The 19,746-nt window shown below is 58.1% G+C and carries 18 protein-coding genes; 7 read left to right on the top strand and 11 right to left on the bottom strand.

Annotation, left to right across the window (positions count from 1 at the left end):
* A complete protein-coding gene (gene speA, locus ACVWY9_RS01875; protein ID WP_457383948.1) occupies positions 1 to 1,923 on the top strand; it encodes a biosynthetic arginine decarboxylase in 1,923 nt (640 codons plus the stop codon).
* An 18-nt stretch (positions 1,924 to 1,941) separates the two neighbouring features.
* Here speA and ACVWY9_RS01870 read toward each other — a convergent pair whose 3' ends face one another.
* From ACVWY9_RS01870 to ACVWY9_RS01860, 3 genes are all read right to left on the bottom strand, one after another.
* A complete protein-coding gene (locus tag ACVWY9_RS01870; RefSeq protein ID WP_457387341.1) occupies positions 1,942 to 3,159 on the bottom strand; it encodes an RNA-guided endonuclease InsQ/TnpB family protein in 1,218 nt (405 codons plus the stop codon).
* Between the two features lie 418 nt (positions 3,160 to 3,577).
* A complete protein-coding gene (locus ACVWY9_RS01865; RefSeq protein ID WP_457387340.1) occupies positions 3,578 to 4,882 on the bottom strand; it encodes a metallophosphoesterase family protein in 1,305 nt (434 codons plus the stop codon).
* A 123-nt stretch (positions 4,883 to 5,005) separates the two neighbouring features.
* Positions 5,006 to 5,257, bottom strand: coding sequence for an RNA recognition motif domain-containing protein (locus tag ACVWY9_RS01860; protein WP_011434316.1), 252 nt, complete (start codon positions 5,255 to 5,257; stop codon positions 5,006 to 5,008).
* 385 nt (positions 5,258 to 5,642) lie between these two features.
* Between ACVWY9_RS01860 and ACVWY9_RS01855 the strand changes: the two genes are divergently transcribed.
* The 4 genes from ACVWY9_RS01855 (at position 5,643) to def (ending at position 7,200) form a co-directional block, all read left to right on the top strand.
* Entirely contained in the window at positions 5,643 to 5,819 is a 177-nt protein-coding gene (locus tag ACVWY9_RS01855; protein WP_457387411.1) for an NblA/ycf18 family protein, read from the top strand.
* Positions 5,819 to 6,145 carry a DUF2499 domain-containing protein gene (locus ACVWY9_RS01850; RefSeq protein ID WP_414357678.1) on the top strand — a complete coding sequence of 109 codons (327 nt, stop codon included), beginning with the start codon at positions 5,819 to 5,821 and terminating at the stop codon, positions 6,143 to 6,145. The genes ACVWY9_RS01855 and ACVWY9_RS01850 overlap by 1 nt, the downstream gene beginning before the upstream one ends.
* A gap of 3 nt (positions 6,146 to 6,148) precedes the next feature.
* Positions 6,149 to 6,463, top strand: a complete 315-nt coding sequence (locus tag ACVWY9_RS01845; RefSeq protein WP_011434312.1) for a DUF3593 domain-containing protein — start codon at positions 6,149 to 6,151, stop codon at positions 6,461 to 6,463.
* Between the two features lie 146 nt (positions 6,464 to 6,609).
* On the top strand, positions 6,610 to 7,200 hold the full coding sequence (gene def, locus ACVWY9_RS01840; protein WP_414341682.1) for a peptide deformylase: 591 nt from the start codon (positions 6,610 to 6,612) through the stop codon (positions 7,198 to 7,200).
* Positions 7,201 to 7,238: 38 nt separating this feature from the next.
* Here def and ACVWY9_RS01835 read toward each other — a convergent pair whose 3' ends face one another.
* Positions 7,239 to 7,592, bottom strand: coding sequence for a hypothetical protein (locus ACVWY9_RS01835; protein WP_457387339.1), 354 nt, complete (start codon positions 7,590 to 7,592; stop codon positions 7,239 to 7,241).
* Positions 7,593 to 7,791: 199 nt separating this feature from the next.
* On the opposite strand from ACVWY9_RS01835, the gene cbiD reads away from it, so the two are divergent.
* Positions 7,792 to 8,898 (top strand): cobalt-precorrin-5B (C(1))-methyltransferase CbiD, encoded by a 1,107-nt coding sequence (cbiD, locus tag ACVWY9_RS01830; protein WP_457387338.1) that lies wholly within the window; start codon positions 7,792 to 7,794, stop codon positions 8,896 to 8,898.
* A 277-nt stretch (positions 8,899 to 9,175) separates the two neighbouring features.
* Here the strand turns inward: cbiD and ACVWY9_RS01825 are convergent, their stop codons facing one another.
* The 3 genes from ACVWY9_RS01825 to ACVWY9_RS01815 form a co-directional block, all read right to left on the bottom strand.
* Positions 9,176 to 11,572: an ExeM/NucH family extracellular endonuclease gene (locus ACVWY9_RS01825; RefSeq protein ID WP_457387337.1), complete on the bottom strand. Its 2,397-nt coding sequence runs from the start codon at positions 11,570 to 11,572 to the stop codon at positions 9,176 to 9,178.
* A 306-nt stretch (positions 11,573 to 11,878) separates the two neighbouring features.
* Positions 11,879 to 13,345 carry a hypothetical protein gene (locus ACVWY9_RS01820; protein WP_414412658.1) on the bottom strand — a complete coding sequence of 489 codons (1,467 nt, stop codon included), beginning with the start codon at positions 13,343 to 13,345 and terminating at the stop codon, positions 11,879 to 11,881.
* A gap of 235 nt (positions 13,346 to 13,580) precedes the next feature.
* Positions 13,581 to 14,918 carry a hypothetical protein gene (locus ACVWY9_RS01815; protein WP_457387336.1) on the bottom strand — a complete coding sequence of 446 codons (1,338 nt, stop codon included), beginning with the start codon at positions 14,916 to 14,918 and terminating at the stop codon, positions 13,581 to 13,583.
* Positions 14,919 to 15,087: 169 nt separating this feature from the next.
* On the opposite strand from ACVWY9_RS01815, the gene ACVWY9_RS01810 reads away from it, so the two are divergent.
* Positions 15,088 to 16,539, top strand: coding sequence for a BCD family MFS transporter (locus ACVWY9_RS01810; protein ID WP_457387335.1), 1,452 nt, complete (start codon positions 15,088 to 15,090; stop codon positions 16,537 to 16,539).
* On the opposite strand, the gene ACVWY9_RS01805 is transcribed toward ACVWY9_RS01810, so the two are convergent.
* From ACVWY9_RS01805 to ACVWY9_RS01790, 4 genes are all read right to left on the bottom strand, one after another.
* Positions 16,536 to 16,889 carry a DUF6464 family protein gene (locus tag ACVWY9_RS01805; RefSeq protein ID WP_414349734.1) on the bottom strand — a complete coding sequence of 118 codons (354 nt, stop codon included), beginning with the start codon at positions 16,887 to 16,889 and terminating at the stop codon, positions 16,536 to 16,538. The genes ACVWY9_RS01810 and ACVWY9_RS01805 overlap by 4 nt on opposite strands.
* A gap of 267 nt (positions 16,890 to 17,156) precedes the next feature.
* Complete coding sequence (locus ACVWY9_RS01800) at positions 17,157 to 18,659, bottom strand: DUF697 domain-containing protein (RefSeq protein WP_457387334.1); 1,503 nt, start codon at positions 18,657 to 18,659, stop codon at positions 17,157 to 17,159.
* Positions 18,660 to 18,838: 179 nt separating this feature from the next.
* The gene (locus ACVWY9_RS01795; RefSeq protein WP_414341967.1) at positions 18,839 to 19,018 is read right to left on the bottom strand and encodes a hypothetical protein; all 180 of its coding nucleotides are present in this window, start codon (positions 19,016 to 19,018) and stop codon (positions 18,839 to 18,841) included.
* 57 nt (positions 19,019 to 19,075) lie between these two features.
* On the bottom strand, positions 19,076 to 19,627 hold the full coding sequence (locus tag ACVWY9_RS01790) for a fasciclin domain-containing protein (RefSeq protein WP_457387333.1): 552 nt from the start codon (positions 19,625 to 19,627) through the stop codon (positions 19,076 to 19,078).
* Positions 19,628 to 19,746 lie beyond the last annotated feature (119 nt).

Genomic DNA, 19,746 nt, shown 5'->3' with positions numbered 1-19,746 from the left:
ATGCCGACTTTGACTCGTTCTCCCTGGACACTGCGAGACAGCGAAAAGCTCTATCGCATCTCAGGTTGGGGGGATCCCTACTTCCGTATCAACGCCGCCGGTCATGTGGAGGTGACCCCACAGGGCTTACAGCAGCAGGAACCGGGCATTGACCTGTACCACTTGGTGATGGATCTGGTGGCGCGGGGCCTGCAGTTGCCCCTCTTGATTCGCTTTCCCGAGATCGTGGCCGACCGCATGCGGCAAATTTGCGAGAGCTTTCAGCAGGCCATCCAGCGCTTTGGCTACCCCAACGTGTATCGAGGGGTCTATCCCGTCAAGGTGAACCAGCAGCGCCACCTGGTAGAAGAAGTGGTGAAACACGGTCGTGCCTACCACTTTGGCCTGGAGGCGGGATCCAAACCGGAGCTGTTGATTGCCCTGGCTCTGCTGGATACTCCTGGGGCTTTGTTGATCTGCAACGGCTACAAAGACCGCGACTTTATGGAGACGGCCCTCTTGGCCCAGCGGCTGGGGCGCACCCCGATCATCGTTTTGGAGCGGCTGCAAGAGCTGGAGCTGGTGCTGCAGGCTGCCGACCAACTGGGCATCGACCCCATCTTGGGGGTGCGGGCCAAACTCTCGGCCCAAGGGAGCGGGCGCTGGGGCACCTCGGCTGGGGATCGGGCTAAGTTCGGCCTCACGGCCACCGAGATTTTGCAAGTGGTGGAACGGCTGCGGGAAGCGGGCAAGCTGCATTGTCTACGCCTGTTGCACTACCACATCGGCTCCCAGATCTCGATGGTGAGCGTGCATGGACGAGCCGTGCGGGAAGCCAGCCAAATCTACATCGAACTCACCAAGCTGGGGGCACCCATGGGCTACCTGGATATCGGCGGTGGCTTGGGGGTTGATTACGACGGATCCCAGTCCCCCAATCCTTTTTCCCAGAGCTACAGCATGGAGGACTACGCCGCCACCGTGGTGCAGACCGTGCTGACCGCCCTGGAACCCCACGGGATCCAGCCGCCGGTACTGGTGACCGAAAGCGGACGCGCCCTGATGTCCCACCAGTCGGTGCTGGTGTTTGACGTGCAAGATGTCAACGCTGCCAGCCCCTACCCCATGCCCACCCAGCTTACTTCCGATGCAGAGGTGATCCAGAAGCTAAACCAGCTCTACTACCAAATCCAGCCCGATACTCTGGTGGTCAACTATCGCCGTTGTCAGGAGCTGAAGGAGGCCGCCCTGCGCCAGTTCACTGAGGGATCCCTCAGCTTGCAGGAGCGAGCTGAAGTGGAGCGGCTGTTCTGGAACTGCTCCGACAAGATCTGCACCTTGGCCTACGAGCAGCACCAAGCGGGGCATCCGGTGGCGGTGGATCTCTTGGATCTGGACGAAATGTTGGCCAGCATCTACTACGGCAATTTCTCTCTATTCCAATCCCTGCCGGATAGCTGGGCCATCGACCAGGTATTCCCCATCATGCCCATCCACCGTCTGGATGAGGAGCCACGCCAATGGGCCACCCTGGCCGATCTCACCTGCGACAGCGACGGCAAGATCAACCGCTTCTTTGGCGAAGACGGGCAGATCACCTCGGTCTTGCCGCTGCATGATCCTGACGGGCATCCCTACCTGCTGGGGGTGTTTCTGGGGGGTGCCTACCAGGAGATCCTAGGGGATCTGCACAACCTGTTTGGCGATACCAACGCGGTGCATATTCGCTCCCGCCCCGGCGGCTACCACGTTTCCCAAGTCATCAAGGGGGACACCATCGGCGAGGTGCTGAGCTGGGTGCAGTACAACAGCGAAGATCTGGTGGAGACCCTCCACCACGCCACCGAGACCGCCCTGCAGCGAGGGCAGATCACGCTGGATCAAGCCCGCGCCTTGCAGCAGCACTTTGAAGACAATCTGCGGGCCTACACCTACTTGCAGTAAACTACCCGACTCCGACCGCTAAGCGGTACGGAGCGGGCTTTCAGTAGCCCTGAGCCTGTTCTGCTCTACCAGAGAACAAAACAAGCCCGGACCTCTAGGCTGGTTTACGACAGCCCCCAAGAGCGCAATTACGTTTGCACCATTCAAGTCCGCATCTCCTTCCCATCCACAGTGCCCACACTTGAACGACTTGCCACTGCGGTAGGATTGCGCAGGATCGGGATGGATATGCAAACACTTGTGGCAGGTCTGCGACGTGTAGGCGGGCGGCACAAGAATCAGAGAAACCCCTGCAACTCTCGCCTTGTATTCCAGAAACTGGCGTAGCTGGTAGAACGCCCAACTGTTGGCCCTGCGCCTTTCGGTTTTGCTGCGGGGTTGTTGATTGACCCTTTCACGGATCCCTGTCAGGTCTTCCAGAGCGATAGCGCTGTTGGTAGCTTTTGCCCTAGAGACAATAGCTTTAGAGATGCGATGATTGACCCACGTTTTTGCTACGCAACGCTGACGCGACTGAAAGCGTCTCTCCTTGCCAGACAGCCGTTGCAACAGTTGACGGCATCTGCGCCGCGAACTGCGTGTGCCCTTACTGGCTTTGCGTTGGAGTGCCGCCCTCAGTCGGGAGTAGTGGTCTCGGATTCGGTTCAACTGCTGTCCATTCCAGTTATCACCCTCTGACGTATGGGCAATATCTGTCCTTCCCAAGTCCACCCCGATCACCTTGTCGGTATCTTGTTGCTTGGGTGGCTTTTTCTCTACGCAAATCTGGATGTAGTAGGAGCCATCTTTGCGCTTGACCAGCGTGGCAGATTTGGGGTTGGAACCAGCCAGCATCCCACACTGGTAGTTGCCAATGGCCAGTTCAAAGCGTTCTCTCCCTTCCACCGTGGTCAGCGACACCGTCCAGTCTTTTTGACGGAACGAAAAGATGCGAGCGTCGTAGGTAACAAAGCCGCTCTTAAACTCCTTGACGGGACGCTTTTTCTGCTTAGCCACTTTGCGGGAACCCGCTACCCGTCTGCACACCTGTTGAGCCAAGTTACTGGACAAGCCAAACCGGGCTCGAATCTCGTAGTAGCAAAGGGATTGCAGCTTGACCGCGTTGACGATCTTCTCCGGCGTGTTCTGGTTGACCCAGTTCAATGCCTGCACAAAGACATCCATCGTCGCGTCCAATTTGGCGGCTTGCGACTGGGCTACCTTGAGCTTGCAGGAGACGGTCAGGACTTGGGTCATGGTTCTATTGTAACCTCGCATTCCTCCCGGCACTGACCCTACGTGTACAGTGCGGGGCTCCTGCGATTTCCAGCTGACTCTATAGAAAAGAAGATGGGAATTTCATGAATGCTAGAAAGGGATCCCCCGCTCGCTGCGACTTCACAGCCCCCAGGCCCTAAACAAAAAAAGACTGGCAGTGTGAGGTCTACCAGTCTGAGTCAGTTCCCTGTGAGTGAGCTGATGCCGTCGTTGCCAACGTCTTCAACCCGATTCCCAGTTTGTGTTGCTTTTTGCCATTTCGAAGTGATTCAGATCACTTGAAACTTGAGGAGCCCGCAGCTTTGGCAAGCACTCCTGTCCTGATTTCTTCGTACAGGGATCCCCCATCCCCACCCCTATGAACCCTGAGGCGACAAAGAGAGCATCTCAAAACCAATCAAAACAAAGGCAACTGCTCCTCTTCCACTGGGGCAAGGCTTGAAGATCCCAGCTCCTCCCAGTTGGGGGCCCAGTCTTGTAAAGGATCCACATATTCCTCCAACAACTGACGGGCGGCGGCCAGCAAATCGTTGTGCAAGGGGGCCAGATCGCTGCGGTTGGCCAAATACTGCTCCAGAGCCGTCAGGGGCTCAAGTCGGCTGGGATCCCATCCCGGCAGACGGATGCGGCTGGGGCTGACCACTTCTGGGGCGATGGTGTAGCTAAAAGCAGGGGCAAGAGCGTTGTGCAGAGCCCGCTCATCAATGCACTCTAGCTGGTCGGGCCGTATGCGGTAGATCAACCGCAGGATGGAGCCGGCCACGGGGGCCTTGGCGATGGCGGCCAGCAGCTTGGACTGCGCCTGCTGGGGTGGATCTGCGCTCAGATCCAGGCGAATGGTGTGAAAGGTACGGGTTGGCAGGGGCAAAAATTCATAGCTGGCCCCCGTAGGGGTGACTTCCACCAGCACACAGCCTTTTTCCTCTTTTTCTTCGCCAAAATCCACCCGCTCAATGCTGCCGGGATAGAGCATCAAGGGATCCCGACACAGCACCTGGTGACGGTGGACATGCCCCAAGGCAACATATTGATAGGCAGGCCGAGCCAGCAGCGAAAGGGGCACCGTAAATCCTCTGCCCACCGAAAGATGGCGTTCTGCTCCGTAGCGGGCTGTCTCCACCATGACGTGAGCCAACAAAATTGCCGGGATCCCTGGCTGCAGGGTGCGGATCTCCCCTTCTAGGGCTAGGCGGAGGCGCTGCAGGAGCTGATGCGCGAGGATTTCCCCTTCAAGCGCCAAGCTTTCCTGTTGGGCGAGTAGAGCAGAGCGACTCAGCCAAGGTAAAGTGGTCACCTGCACCGGGCCACCGCGAGTTTCGATCCGATGAGTTTCCAGTCTGTCCCCCACAATAAAGCCTGAGACCCCCAAAGCGCGGTAGATAGCCAGGCTGTTGCCTCCCTGTCCCTGCCCGTACTGATCGTGGTTGCCCACCAACAGGACGGTTGGGATCCCTGCATCGGCCAGGCGGCGAAACTGCTGGGCAAAAAGCTCTTGATGGAGAGGGGGGGGTGTCGCATCGGGGAAAGCATCGCCCCCAAACAACACCAGATCCACCGCTTGGTTGAGAGCATGGTCAATGCACAAGCGCAAAGAAGCTACAAAATCTTCCAAACGGGTATTCAGGCCGGTAGCTGGGTTAATGTGGCCGTAGGCAAGACCACTGCCCAGATGAATGTCGGAAAGATGTAGCAACCTTACCATCTTGGGCGCTCTTGGAGACTTTGCAGCTCTCCCATCTGTTGGGATAAACCTTGCCGTTCGCGTTAGCGGGACGGAGTCCTTTGGTTGTCCAGAATGGCAAACCCAGGGTTGAACAATCTTTGCTTAGGCTTGGCGGCGGGGCCTGGCTCGATCCAAACGCAGAGGCCGGCCCATGAATTCCTGCCCGTTCGCGCTCTCGATGGCTTCGTCCTCCTCAGCTTCGGTTGCCAGATCCACAAACGCGAAGCCTCGTGTCTGACCTGTCTCTCGGTCTATCGGAATTGTAACCGACTTAACGTTCCACCTCTGCTGGAAGAAAGCTTTCAGTTCTTCTGTTGAGGCTTTATAGTTTAGGTTCCCCACAAAAATGGTCATGGCAATTCAAGCAAAGTAAGTCACCAATCAGCAAGGGTGGCAACAAAGCTCCAGAGTACTTCACTTCTATCATGGAGCCCTGCCGAATCGCCGAACATGACGGGATGTAAAGGGATCCCTGCCGGAGAATCTTCCCACTTCCCCATCCAAAATGCGCTTTCGTCAAACTTGACGGGCCTGTGCTTTTTCTGCCATTGGGTTGAATGCCTCTGCTCTCGCCTCGGCCAAACCTCTTCAGACCCTCAGACACCACCGAGATCCGGCATCTTGTCACGTTGTTGCGATTTGTTAAGATATGTATTATCCTGCTTGCACTACCTGGCCAGATCTGCGCTGTTGGAACTCTTTGCAGACCTCTCTACCTGAGCACCCTGAGGTGATAATGATGGATGAGACGCTAGAGCTCTCTTTGGAGCAGCAATTTCGCCAGCGGGCTTTCGAGACCTTGGTTTCTCGCATGAGCCTCGAGCAGGCCAAAGACATTTTGGTCAAACTGCACAAGCAAATGCTGTTGCAGGAGGCCACTTACCGCCAACTGCTGCGTCATTCTCTCAGCGCCTGATGCACGCCCTTTCGCTTCCCACCTGGTGGATTCACGTTGCCAGTGTTTTGGAGTGGATCGCTGCTGTTGTTCTCGTGTGGCAATTTGGGGAGCGGGTGGGCCAGCCCGAATGGCGAAGTTTGAGCTGGGCGATGCTGCCCGCTTTGTCGGGGGCGATGTGCGCGATCACCTGGCACTGGTTTGACAACGACCCCAAGTTGGACTGGGTGGTGACTGCACAGGCCAGCTTCACCTTGCTGGGCAACTGTACCCTGGCTTGGGCTGCTTACCGCATTTGGCGGGCTGAAAGGGTGGATGAGCCTGCACAGAAGGGGGATCCCGACTAGGCGATGAACAGTTTATTTGCCCTTTCTTTGTTCCCCTACCTGGTCTTTTTATTCTTCCTGTCGCGGCTGCGCCGGATCCCACGTTTGGCTTTGGTTGGATTTTGGCTGTTGTTGCTTTTTGTGGCCGTCAGCATCCCGGCAGGGCTGTACGCTCAGATGCACTACGGCACTTCCCTGGCCAATGTGGATCCCTTGCATGGAGGGGCAGAGGCTTTTCTCACCCTCTCCAATATTTTGGTGGCCTTGGGCTTTAAGCAGGGAATTGACCAACAGGCCCAACGACTTCCAGAGGCTGGCGACGGCAACCCTGAGCCATGATCATCCCAAACAGGTCCCTACCCCCTCTTCAAAATCAATCAAAAAGGAGAAGAGAGTTAGGCAACAGTGGTTTCGGCGCAACTGGGACTGAATGTAGAATGGGGATCCAGGCCTGATACCTGCTGTTATTCTGTGAGATCTGCCAGATGGTGGCTACCCTTTCTGTTGCTGTTCCCAAAGTGAAGCTGAAGCATCCGCCCCTGCGCATTTATCGCATGGGGGACAAGGTGCTGCGGCAGCCGGCCAAGCGCGTTAGCCAGGTCAATGAGGAGATCCGCCAGCTTGCCCGGGACATGCTACAGACCATGTACAGCTTCGATGGGATTGGTCTGGCGGCTCCGCAAGTTGGCATTCCTAAGCGCATGATTGTGGTGGATCTTTATCCCGATAAGCCGGAGGTGCCACCCCTGGTGCTGATCAACCCGGAGATCCGGGAGTACATTGGCGAGGCCGTTGCCGGGCAGGAGGGTTGCCTGAGCATTCCGGGGGTGTTTTGCGAGGTCGTGCGCCCAGAAGGGATTGTGGTTTCGTTTAAGGATGAAACGGGGCGGCCCCGCACCCTTCGAGCGGACGATTTGCTGGCGCGGGTGATCCAGCACGAAATCGACCACCTCAACGGCGTGTTGTTTGTGGATCACGTGGAAAACGAGCTGGTGCTGGATCAAGAGCTGCGCAAACACGGCTTCCAGATGCAGGATGTGCAACGCAAAGGCAAGCCCTCTGCTGTTCCCCGTTGAAGCCTTTCCAGACCGGTCCGGACGACTGTCGGTTTGGTTTAGTGTTGCAAGCGCTGGGCCAAGAGCTGCTCTTCCAGAGCGGCAATACGGTTGTAGGCAGCGGTTAACTGGGCACTCAGGCGCTGTATTTGGGCTTCGGGGGCCAGCTCATGCCCTATGCTGCGGTTGCTCACCACGGTGGGTTCATCATCCAGCAGGAAGTTGTGGCTGCCATCTTCCACCAAGTCTGAGATTAGAACGCTGTAACGGGAGGGGGCGGGGGTGTTTTTTTTGGCTTCCTGGGTAGCCAGGAGAACGGCCACCACCTGCTCGGGCATCCGCTCGATGGCAGCTTTTAGCTCCTGTATTTGCGACTCCAGACGCTCAAGGTAGTGCTGCACTGCTTCGCTCATAGCTGCCCCAGTTTTCGACTACCTTCATTGAAAAAGGCAAATTTCGGATCCCCTCTTCTTCCCCCAGATCATTTAACGATTGCTTCCGGGAGGTGTTCCCCGAAACTCCTGGGTTCTCTCACAAGCCACAATTGAGGTGTGCATTTTCCGGAGATTTTGGTTTTCCGGTTACCCATTTCCCAAGCAAAAATCTGTGCAGATGCAGGATGCTGTTCAGGGATCCCGACCGCGGGGCTATACCTTGCCGGTTTTCGCCGTTGCTTCGGCCAGAGCTGCTCTTCACCACCTTCTGGGGATCCCTTTGGAGAAGGAAGGGGGGCGCTTGGCGATTGCGGTGCAGGCTGAGCCCCAGTCCCCTGAGGCTCGGATCCACATCCCGGTGGAGCAGGTAGCTGCCTTGGAGAAGGCAACAGCTCTGGCCATTACCCGCTCGGATCCCGGCCCCCACCTGGATCTCACCCGCGACACACCGGTCTGGGCTTGGGTGAGGTTGGAGGAGAGGGATCCCGAGGATCCCCCCTTGATCTTGGAAGCCGGAGAAGGGCTGGGGCGACGCACCGATGGCAGCCCGGCCATTTATGCCTATGCCCGCCGTTTGTTTGAGATCAATCTTTTGCCCGGGATCCCAGAGGGCTGCCGCCTGCGGGTGCGCATCATTTTGCCGGAAGGAAAGCTGCTGGCCGAGCGCACCTCCAATGCTGCTTTTGGGGTGCTGGAAGGGCTGGCCCTGTTGGGAACGCGGGCGGAGGTGGAGCCTTCCTCAAGTGTTGAGAGCTTAGAGCAAGCCCGCCAAGAGCTGCAACAAAAGTTGGAGCGGCACAAGCATTTGATCTTCTGCGTGGGCAGCCATGGGCAGCAGGTGGCGCTGGGGCAAGGGATCCCGGAAGACCAGATCCTGCGAGTAGCCAATTGGATAGGGCCGTTGCTGGTGGAAGCGGCGCTGCGGGGGGCGGAGTCCATTCATTTGATCGGCTACCACGGCAAGCTGATCAAGCTGGCAGGGGGGATCTTCACCACTTCCAGCCACGTGGCCGATGCCCGCTTGGAAATTCTGGCGGCAGCCCTGATCCGGCGTGGGGGAACGGCAGAACAGGCACGGCAAGTGCTGGAGTTGCGGACAGTAGAGGCAGCGGTGCACCATCTGGATGGCCTTGGCTGGGCAGCACCCGTGATGCAGGAGTTGGCTCGCCAAATCCTGGAGCGAGCCACAGGCTATGTGCAAAAGTATGCCGGTCGATCCCTGCTGTTGGCGGTGACGTTGTTCGACCGACAGGGGCAAATCTGCGCCCAGGCTGGGATCCCATAATGAGGTCATTTCGATTGAGACGAGGACATTGCAATCCCCCCGGATCCTCAACCATTTTTCTCCCGAAGTGTCTTAAGCGCTCCGTGCCGCCAAAGGCAACCACCCCCGGCTCCTCTCCCTTTAGTCCGTGCTCCAAAAGTCAATCCCTCTGCTCGAAACCCGCTGAGCAACGGTGGATCCCGGCCAAGACCACATAGGAGAGCGTTACGGCTGAGGAAGCAGATCCACTTTCCCAGCCACTGCCAATCAGACTCAGGTTGGCACTAGGATCCCACACCTAGTTCCCGGAGATGTTGACACTATCCACCCGCCAGCGAGTGGCCGAGCCGGAAGCTGTACCAGAAGAGCGATAGCGGAAGGCAATGTAAACACGGTTGGAAGGCTGGATCCCAGCCAGAGAAATCGGGCCGGAGTCGACGAAGCTGCCCGTAGAGAGAGTGGGAATCGTCAGAGCAGTCCAAGTGGCTGCATTCACTGCCGCTGGAGTGCCTGCACCGCTGTAGTTGGTGGAGTAAAGAACGCTTAGTTGTTGCGAAGGAGGAAGGCTGTTATCGCTAAAAGAACTCCGATTGCGGAAGGTCAGAACTGGGTTGCTGACGGAAGCCAGGTTCAGAGGAGGAGTGATCAGCCAGTCATTACCCGGTTGCTGACCGTTGAAAGCGTTGGCCTCGGCAAGGGAGTTGACACAACGCCAGGAACGACTGGTGTCGCCGTCCACATCCACAATCTGCCAGCCGGCTGGAGCAGGGTTGCAGTTATCAAAGCCTTCTGTCAAAGGCAGGTTAACGGAAGGAGGAGTTGGTGTCGGTGTGGGCGTCGGCGTCGGTGTTGGGGCCGGAGTCAGGTTCAAGCCAACGAGCACCGGATCGTGGTCGGAAGAGCGGAAGGGATCGCTGGCGTAGAAGAGGCTCTGCTGAGAGGGACTCTTGAAGCTCAGGGTGTAGTCCAAGCTCACGGGCTCATCAGCGTTGATGTGCCACTTAGCTGAGCCTGTAACTTGGGGTCTCAGACTGCTGTTGGCCAGGGCATGATCCAGAGATCCCCACTGTCCTTGGAAGCTAAAGGAGTAGCTGTTGGAGCCATTGAGGTTGATGAACCCGCCCGCCTCCAGAGTTTTGATCGGATCCTCCATAGCGTAGGAGTTGAGATCCCCCATAATCAACACATCCGGATCGGTGGAGCCAGTTGGATTGGTGGCGAGCCAGCTCAAGAGTTGCTGAGCGGCCCGGGTGCGGTTGCCGTTGCAATTGCCTTGGAAGGGATCGTTGTCAATAGGATCGCAGGGAGAACCCTTGGACTTGAAGTGGTTGACCACAACAGTGAAGGTGGCGTTGTTGCTCCGCTGCCGGAAGGTTACAGCCAGAGGAGGACGATGGAAGCGTCCGGGGCCTTGGGTGAATTCCCCTGTGTCCAGGAAGGCCGGGTTAGTGCCGGGGGCAATTTCAACCGTAGCTGGCTTGTAGATAAAGCCGTTGGTGATGGCATCGCCGCCCAGGTTGGGCACTCCAACATTCACAAAGGCGTAGGTTCCTGCCCCCATGACCTGGTTGAGCCCGTTCACCAAATCCTGAATGGAACTATTCGAACCGTATCCATCGTTTTCTAACTCGTTGAGGCCTACGATATCGGCATCCATGCGGCGAATAGCCTCGATGAGCTTATCCCGCTGGCGGGTGAACTCGGTGGCGTTGCTGGCTCCCCGACAGGAGGAGTTATTGGGGAAGCAGGCGTTGCCGAAGGTGTTGAAGTAGTTGAACAGGTTAAAGCTAGCTACCCTCAGGGAGCCCCCTACTGAGGGTGGGTTTTGCGGGCGAGGGTTGGTGGCTGTAAACCTGGGCAAGTTGTTGGGATCATTGGGGTGGATACGGTAGTCGATGGTCGCATCCACATCGCCACTGACATTCCGGCCTCGCAACTGGGTCATGATCCCGGTGATGTTGCTGACGCGATCGCCGCCGCGCACAGTGTTAGCCGCGCTCAGGCCACCCGGAGTGGGGTAGATAACCGGATCTGGGTTTTGGGTGAGCAGCCGGTCATCAATGCGAATCCGCTTTCGGTCGTTTTCCGCTTGAATGGCAGCTGCCTGGCTGGGAGCCGCAATTTGCGTAGGAGTGAACAACCGCTCTGTGGCCACACTCAGCTCCCCGTGGCGTCCCAGCAAGAAGGAGTCGGTTACAAACAGGGGCTGATTTCCAAATGTGACCAGCATTCCTTCCAGAGCTTCCCTTTGCTCCGCAGTCAGCGGTAGAGAGATCTGCACTGGGGCCGGCAACGGATTGTCAGAGCTACAGACAGTAAAGCTGGTGACGTTGGAGAGCTGGGTTTGCTGGCGGAACTCAGCAACCGTTCCGGTCACCTGAACCCTATCCCCAAGCCTGACGTTATTAGCTGTGCCACTGAAAACGAAGATGCCATCTGATGTGGCGGGATTCCCGTCACCATCATCTTGTAGGTAGTAGCCCTGGAGATAGGTTTGGCCAGCCACCCCCTCATTTTCAAAGTCTCCTACTACGATTCCAGAAACCGTGACTGTTTGGTTCACCAGGGGGGAAGTGAAGCCAGTGCCCTGGACAGTGCCAACTGGGATCAGGTTGGCGTTGGGATCACAGCCTCCCGGCGTGGGCGTCGGTGTTGGCGTGGCTGTGGGTGTTGAAGTCGGGGTCGGTGCTGGCACAGGTGTAAGTATTGGCAAAAGAGTTCTTCTGGAGCCGCGCCCTTGCAGAGAAACCAAAAGCACCAAACCAAAAACTAGCACCGCAATTGATTGGGCAACACGACGCGAAGTAACCCTAGACCACATCTGCTTCACTCCTCCCGAAACTTCAAAGGATCCCGTATTTTTACCGTCTATATGGACTATATGGATACCATCTTCAAGAAGGAATCTGAGTAAAGGGGCAGCTAAGGTACGCTTAAGAAGACAAGAAGTTACCCCCGCCTGAGTCAAAACTCAGGGGAGAACATGGGCAGGCTTTTTCCCCTAATCCCCCAATTCGGGATCCGGTCGTACCCGCACCCCCATCTGGCGCAGCAGGCGTAAAGAGTTTTCTGGCCCATCGATCATCTGCTGCTCGTTGATCCAGTAGGTGGCAATGCCCAGGTCTTCTAGAAATCGCACATAGGGATCCGGCGGCGGTCCATCGAAAACGGCGGCCTTCTGAACGGAAAAGCCCTGCTCGATCCAGGGGCCAAGGGCAAAGCGCTCGTAGTAGAGCAACTGTCCCACCACTTCCTGCAAAGCCTCTGCCGCATCCTTGTGGTGCAGGAGCTTCACTTCGGCCAAAAGCAGATGCCCGTCCGCCACGGCCAAAAAGTCAAAGGTATGCTGATCCTCCCGGACTTCCAATCCTGCCAGGCGGAACCAGCGGCGAAACTGGTGCAAGATCTCGTTGTGGCGCTCGCTGCGCTCCAACTGACGTCGACGGCGGCGTTCTGCCATCAGCGGGTCTGTCCCGGCGCTGTGAGGGATCCCACTGCTGCGGAACTGGGGCGGCTCATCGGGATCCAAAACTACCTTGCCCCCAGCAGGTTGATGCAGGAGGGGCGGCATCTGGGGCAAGAGTTCTGTGGATCCCCACTCCACCTCTGGCTGCTGAGCCCAGGTAAGCAGGTGTCGATTCAAGGGGTGCTCAGGGTGGGTGTCGAACAACAGGCGCAGTTGAGACTGGCTAAACTGAAAATCCAGACGAAATTGCTCGATGGAGAGGCTGCTCCGCCCCTTTTGCAAAGTTTCTTGGCCAAAGTAAAGCATCACCAAGAGCGGGTAAATCGGCAGCGGACGATGGGAGGGAATGAGCATCGTCCACATGTCATCCGTCCAGTGGGGGAGCAGGATCTCGGCCTGTTTGCCTTTGCCCACCACCTGCAACATTTTGGGGTGTCCCGGCTGCCAGCCACAGGGGTGATCGTCAAAGCCGCAAGTCTGCCGCCCTTGATCCACGCTCAAGGGGTAGCGCCCATCATAAAGGCGGAAAGGACAGAGATCCCGGTCTTCGGCCAAAAAGCGCTCGTCTTGCCACAGGTGGGCCGCCAAGGCATGACAGCCGATCCCTTCCTGGCTGTTGCAGGCTTTGAGCCAGCGCCGTTCCGCCAGTTTCCCGCCCACTTTGCTTGGGGCCAGGGGCCGGATCAAGCCGTTTTCCCCTTGGTTGAACAGAGGCCACACCAAAGGCTCGCCGGTTTCGGGTAGGGTCGGCAAAAGAGGATGGGTTTTGCTGTAAAACGGGTCGCAAATGCGCTGGGCCACTTGCTGCAAGGGCAGTCCGCGAGGGGATCCCACCCAAGGCAGCAGGGATCCCGATCCGGCCTGAGCGCGGTGATACTGGATGGCCAGGGCCACCTCCAGCCCTATGGGACGCAGTTCCGGCGTGAGCTGCCGGTAGCGCTGCAGCAGCCGGGAAGCCTGCACAAACAGGTCGTAGCGCCGAACGGGAACTGCGTCAGCCATAGTGTTGCAGGAAAAGCTCCCCACTGCCTTGGGCAAGAGCTGGCACAGACAAGCACCATGGCCTCAAGAAATGAGACCTTGGCAACCGCCTCTACAGACCCAGACCTTGCCGAGGATATCGGGCCGACACCCCCTCCTCTTGGCACCAGGTCAGTTGTCAGTGTAGTAGAGAAACTCTAGGGCGAGAAGATGCTGCCCCTCGCTTGCAGGTTGTGGGAAGAATGCGCAGTAGGCCCTAACGCCACGGCCACCCAGGAAAGGGAAAGGGGCGCTCTGTCTCTGCATCACGGTCGTACTCCGTAGGTCGGCCTGTATCCGGCTGAATCACCAAGCTGCCCACATAGTCGGCCTCTCGATAGACGCGGGCAATTTGATGGTGAATTTGGGCCATGTCCTCGGCGGAGACCACACCATTGTCGGTGGCTTTGTAGAACTGGACCGTGACCCGAATGGGAAAGCGGGGATCCCGCTCGATGTCCAGGTTGTTGATCTCGGTGAAGGGGCCTTCCACCGGCCCATGTCCGATGACAGCGGCTTCTACATTGCTGAGGCCGGCCAGGTCGTCTGCGGGTCCGAAAAACTTGACAGAGATATCCTCAACTTCCCTTCGCGGCGGCTGCCGCTGATGAAGAGGCACTTGGATCAGCATCACCAGATTCAGGGCTTCTTCTGCCACTTCCGCAGCATCGGGATCCTGAGGGGTTGGGTCGGCGGCTTGCTCAGCCCGAAAATCGCTGAGGCGCTGCCCGGTGAGGCTGGCCCGTTCACCATTTTGGTTGAAGAAAAGGCGCTGGCCCCAAATAGCTTCGCCCACCTTATCTACCTTATCTTCAGTGCGGTTCTCGATCACCGTAATGCTGGTGCCCTCGCGGGTGGCCAAGATTGCCAGCACGGCTGGGTTGCCGGGATGGGATTGGTAGTTGAACAGCACCGGGTTGAATTGAGCGGATCCCCCAGCAGGGATGGGCAAAAAGGCAGCTTGGGCGCTCACCAACACATGGCTATCCCGTGGGGCCAGCAGAGAGTTGCGGTTGCCGGCCCAAGAGCCGGGATCATGTAAGTAGCGGCGCAGATTCCCCAGCAGCTCTCGCAACGACACGGGTTGCAAGGGCTTTCCTTTTTCGTTGCCCACCAGCACCTGTAGGCTGTCGAGGGGCAGGTCGGCAGACAGATCGGCAAAGTTGGGGTAGCGGATCACCGGCATCAAGCTCAGCTCGTAGTGACCCGTTCTGGGGTTGAGCTGTTGTACCTGGATGGTCATGTCGCTGATGTTGGGGCCAAGGGCAGATCCCTTGTGGCGTCCGGTATCTTCCCAAGTGACGTCGACGATATCCAGCCCGTAGGGCTCTGCCAAGGCTCGCGCTTGCGGATCCCAGGTCATGGAGATCGTCCGGTCGATGACCTGCCTGTAGGCCAAGTATTCCGCCCACTCTGAAGGCGAGGGGGAAGAAAGGGACTGGTGGAGGGGAAAATCCATAGGGGTTGCCTGAGAAGTAGACACCATCGGCGGAGCGGCCAGGGAAATGCCCACCCAGCTCAGTGAACTCAGCAGCCAGGGGATGGGGGCGCGCATAGCAATATTCCTGAGGATTGGAAATTGGGGGACTATACCCTGACAATAGCTCCCAAAAGGGGAGAGGGTGTGGCGGTTTCACTTTTGGCAACCCCATGCTTTTGCCGGGATCCCAGGCCGCCTGGGCTACGATAAAAAGCTGTAGCACCCTTTCGAAATATTCCAGATCATGGCCAGTATTCGCCGGGATCCCGAGGTCAACGCTTCTGTAACTTCAACTTCTCCAGAGCCTCAGGCGCAGGTTCAGCCCTTGCCGCTGCATGTTATGTTCCGCCTGGGCCTGTTTCAGATGGGCTTGGGAATGATGTCGTTGCTCACTTTGGGAGTGCTGAACCGTGTCATGATCGACACGGATCTGCTGGCCATCCCGGCAACGGTGGTGGGGGGATCCCTGGCCATGCACCAGTTGGTCTCCCCGGCTCGGGTTTGGTTTGGGCAGCTCTCGGATGCTAAGCCCTTGTTTGGCCTGCATCGCACCGGCTATGTGCGCCTGGGATCAGTGCTATTTGCCGTTTGTATCTTCCTGGGGGTGCAGGTGGTGTGGGGTTTGGGGGAGAGCTTTGCGGCCACGGGTTGGTCTGGAGCCACCTATGGCTGGGTAGGCTTGGCCTGTTTGATGTTTGCCCTCTATGGTCTCTGCCTCAGCGCCTGCTCCACGCCTTTTGCGGCTTTGCTGGTGGATGTGTCAGACGAGGACAACCGCTCTAAGTTGGTGGGGATCGTCTGGTCTATGTTGATGGTGGGGATTGCTGGGGGGGCGATTGGCTCGGCGGTGCTGCTGCGGGGCTTGCAGCCAGACAACCTGCAGAGCACCGTCAACCGCCTCTTCGTCATCATTCCAGCCGTGGTGATCCTGCTGGGGGTGATTGCCACCTGGGGAGTGGAAAAGCGCTATTCCCGCTACGGATCCCGTTCCACCTTGGCCGGACGGGAAGACCAAATCACCCTTGGCACGGCCATCAAGGTGCTGACCGCCAGCCGCCAAACCCTGATCTTTTTCGGCTTCTTGGTGTTGATGACCATGGGCCTGTTTATCCAACAGCCGATCCTAGAACCCTATGGCGGCGAGGTGTTTGGCATGACGGTGGCCCAGAGCACCCAGCTCAATGCCTTTTGGAGCCTGGGTATTTTGGCAGGGATTGTGCTGACCGGATTTTTCATTGTGCCCAAGCTGGGCAAGCAGACAACGGCTCGTCTGGGCTGCCTGCTGGTGGCCATCTCTTTTGGGCTGACCATTGCCTCAGGGTTTACAGGCAATTCACGGCTGTTGCAACTGTGCATGATCCTGTTTGGTTTGGCTTCTGGGATCACCACCAACGGCGCCATTACCCTCATGTTGGACTTGACGGCAGCGGAGACGGCAGGCACCTTTATCGGGGCTTGGGGTCTGGCCCAGGCCATGTCCCAGGCGGTTTCCACCTTGCTCGGCGGGGCTTTGCTCGATCTGGGGCGCATTCTCTTCCCCACTTCTTCAGTGCTTGCCTATGCCACCGTCTTTGGGGTGGAGGCAGCGGTGATGTTGCTGGCCGTGTATTTGCTGGGACGGGTGAGCGTGGCCGAGTTTCGCGAAAAGACCAACCGTGCGCTGACCCAGGTGTTGGCTCTGGAGCTGGAGGGCTAGCAACGCGGGGCCGACTCGTAGTGGGGGCAGCCCTGACAGGGCCCGCTGGGGTTGACGGCACAACGCAGCAAGGGCGAGTGAGCATTAAACCGACAGGAGGGATCCCCCAGGAACCTTCCCACTTCCTGAGGTGGGGTGACCGAACGCACCAGGGCGCGGATCCCACACAGGTGGTATTTGCCTTGCCGGAGCCGGTAGGAATGACGCTTTTCCAGAACTAGGTAGTGCTGCTCTGCCAGTTGGACGTAGGTGCCCGGATGGGGACTGCTCTCCCAAGGGCATTCTTCCACCACCTCTCCCGAATCCGCGTCGATCCACTGAATGGGCAAGGTCGGGTTGATGGAAGACATAAGGCGCAAACGGAGCCAGTTTAGGGCAGCAGACTACAAAATGATGGACTGGGCTTGACTTGTGATTAACAAATTGTGCAACTTTTTCCGGCAACACTGAGTATGGCTGGTACAAATGTTCTCTCTTGTGTGACCTGGAGCCTGCTAATCTACAGAACTTCTACAAAGTTAAGTTAGAAAAAGCTGTACTCAGTGTAATGGATTTTCTGCGGCGGGCGGAGAACGGGATAGGTTGGGCCTGCGGCGGCGAAAAGATGGATGCTTCGACTAGCTATTGGAATGGGCTTGGCGGGCCAGTTGGGTGAGAAAAGCCAGAGGATGACGGTTTTGGAGCTGCTGCCTAACCCGCTCTTGCAGGATTTCCTCTTGCCAGGGATCCCCAGAAGACAGCCACTCTAGGTAGCTGAGCCCCGCCACCCGCGTCAGGTAGGCCCCTGTCACCGCCTGCAGGGGGATCCCCATCACCATCAAGGGGCTGGCCTTGAGCAGAGAGCCCAAAGCCTGAGTGGCCAGCTCCAGCCCCCCCAGTTGCACCACCATTTGCGCCAAACTCTGGGCGATTTGCTGGGCCCGGCGTAAGGTAATGCGTCGGTCAAACACCTGGTGCAGTTCCCCGATCATGCGTGCCTGAATGGCCACTCCTGCCAGCACATCCAAAGCAGGAAGAGGGGTTGCCGCCAGGGCAGCAGCGGTGGCCCACTGCATCCGTTCCACGATCTGGCGACCCTGTTGGCGACGTTCTTCTTGGAGGGCCTGCTGGACGGCTTCGCTGAGAGTTCGGGTTTGCAACAAGGCATTGGCCAAGCGCAGGTGGGATCCCTTCTGCTGCAGCAGGTGAGCCATTTGTTGAATGAGGGCCTCTGTCTCGGGGGGCTGCGGCTCCCAAGTTTCCCACACAGAGCCATCTTCGGAGTAGTAGCGAACCTTGAGGGGCTCTGGATCGGCGGCGATGGCCACCACCTGTTCGGCAGGGATAACACCGGCAGTGCGCCGGCGCAAATGGGTCAAGATGGTCTCCACATCCTCCGGCAGCATCTGATCGGTTTTGTTGAGGGCCAGGATGGTGGATTTGCCCAGCCGGGCCAGCTCCAGCATTTCGGCATATTCCGAAGCCAGCAGGTCTCCGGCCACCACCAAGATCAGCAGATCCGCCTTCTGGGCCAGGGCGCGGGCTTCCGCTTCACCTGCTCCCCCAATCGTCAGCAGCCCAGGTGTGTCGGTAAGGGAAATGGGGCCGTTCCAGCCCTCCAATTGGTAGGTGTGGATGGATCCCTGACGGGTGGTGCCCAGGGTGGGGGCTGTTTCGCCCACTGGTCGGCCCATCAAGGCATTGATCAACGAGGTCTTGCCGGCGGAACTGGTGCCGAACACCACCAGATGCAATTCCTCCTGGTTAAGCCGCTGATTGATCTCTTGCAGCTTGGCACGCAGGGCACGGCGACTGATGTCATTCTGCAGCTTCTGGATCAGGCGATCGGCATCTTCCAGATCGGCTTGCACCTGATTCCGAGTTAACTTAACCCGCCGCAGCGGTTGTGTCCGCTGGTTTGGAGTACTTTGCCGTCGGCCAGCCTGCTGCCACCAATGGCGCGCTGCCAGACCTGCTGCTGCTGTCCCTCCCAGGATCCCGGCCACTGCCAGATCCGCCAGCGGCAACGAATGGGGGGCGATAAAGCTATAGATCCCGCTAACCCATTGCAGATATTGGCTCAGGGCCGCCAAACCCAGCCCTGCCCACAACCACACCCAAGTGGAGCGCGACAGCACCATCCCAACCCACAGCCTGCCCAAATCTTCAAATCAAGCAACCCAAAATTGCTGAGCCATCCGAGTCGCTTCTCCAGCATAGGGCTTGCTGTAGCTGAGCATACAATTTTGTCAAGAGTTTTGCTGGGGATCAGCCACCCGCAAGTAAAAGAGGAAGGGGAAGCAGGAAGTCAAAAGCGCCCTCAGCTCAACCGGCCCCATGAGCCAGGGATCCCCTCTCCCAAAATCGCCGGCGGCTCCAGCGGTGCCGGCAAAAACTCGCCCCCGCGATAATCCAACAGCTGTGCCAGCAGCAAGTAGCCCACCCCCAGAGCAATGGCCAGGATCCCTGTAACAATGGCTACCCACTTCGGCCTTTCCACGCCGGGCCTCCTCGGTCAACCGCCGAACTTGACTTTATCCTATGATGCCCGAAACCCCTAGCGAGGCGGGATCAAGACGGTGTCGATGACGTGGATGATGCCGTTGGAAGCTTGAATATCCGCGGCGATCACGTTGGCGTTGTTGATGCGAATCCGTCCGCCCTCAAGAAGCGTGACGGTGACGGGGGATCCCTGCAAAGTCGTTACCTGCTGGCCGGATCTGAGGGCACTGGAAGGAGCCAAGCCAGGAACCACGTGGTAAGTGAGAATGCGCACCAGCTCTGCCCGGTTCTCAGGTCGCAGCAAAGATTCCACCGTGCCAGGGGGCAAAGCGGCAAAAGCAGCATTGGTGGGAGCGAATACCGTGAAGGGACCTTCCCGCTGCAAAGTCCCCACCAAGCCCGCTGCCTGCAGGGCCGTCACCAAGGTACTGAAGTCGGGGTTGGCGGCGGCAACGGCGACGAGGTTGGGCAGCGGCGTAGGGCTGGGAGAGAGAGTTGGGGTAGGCGTCGGCGGGGCAATGGCCGTATCGCCGCTGGAACTGGCACAGCCTACCAAGGCTAAGCAAGCAGCCGCCGTCAGCCCAAGGGTGAGGGCTTTGTAGTTCATAACAAAAGTTAATACTCTAAAACATTTGTCATCATCTTAGGGGTAGCAGCCGCTCTCGCACGGTTAGCTGTAGAGCAGAGCAGGGATCGCCTTCGCGTAGAAGTGGCTGCGATAAAGTT

It is taken from the genome of Thermostichus sp. OS-CIW-31, assembly GCF_054060305.1.
Note: the sequence above shows the minus strand (reverse complement) of the source record. Positions and strands in the feature narration are given on the sequence as shown.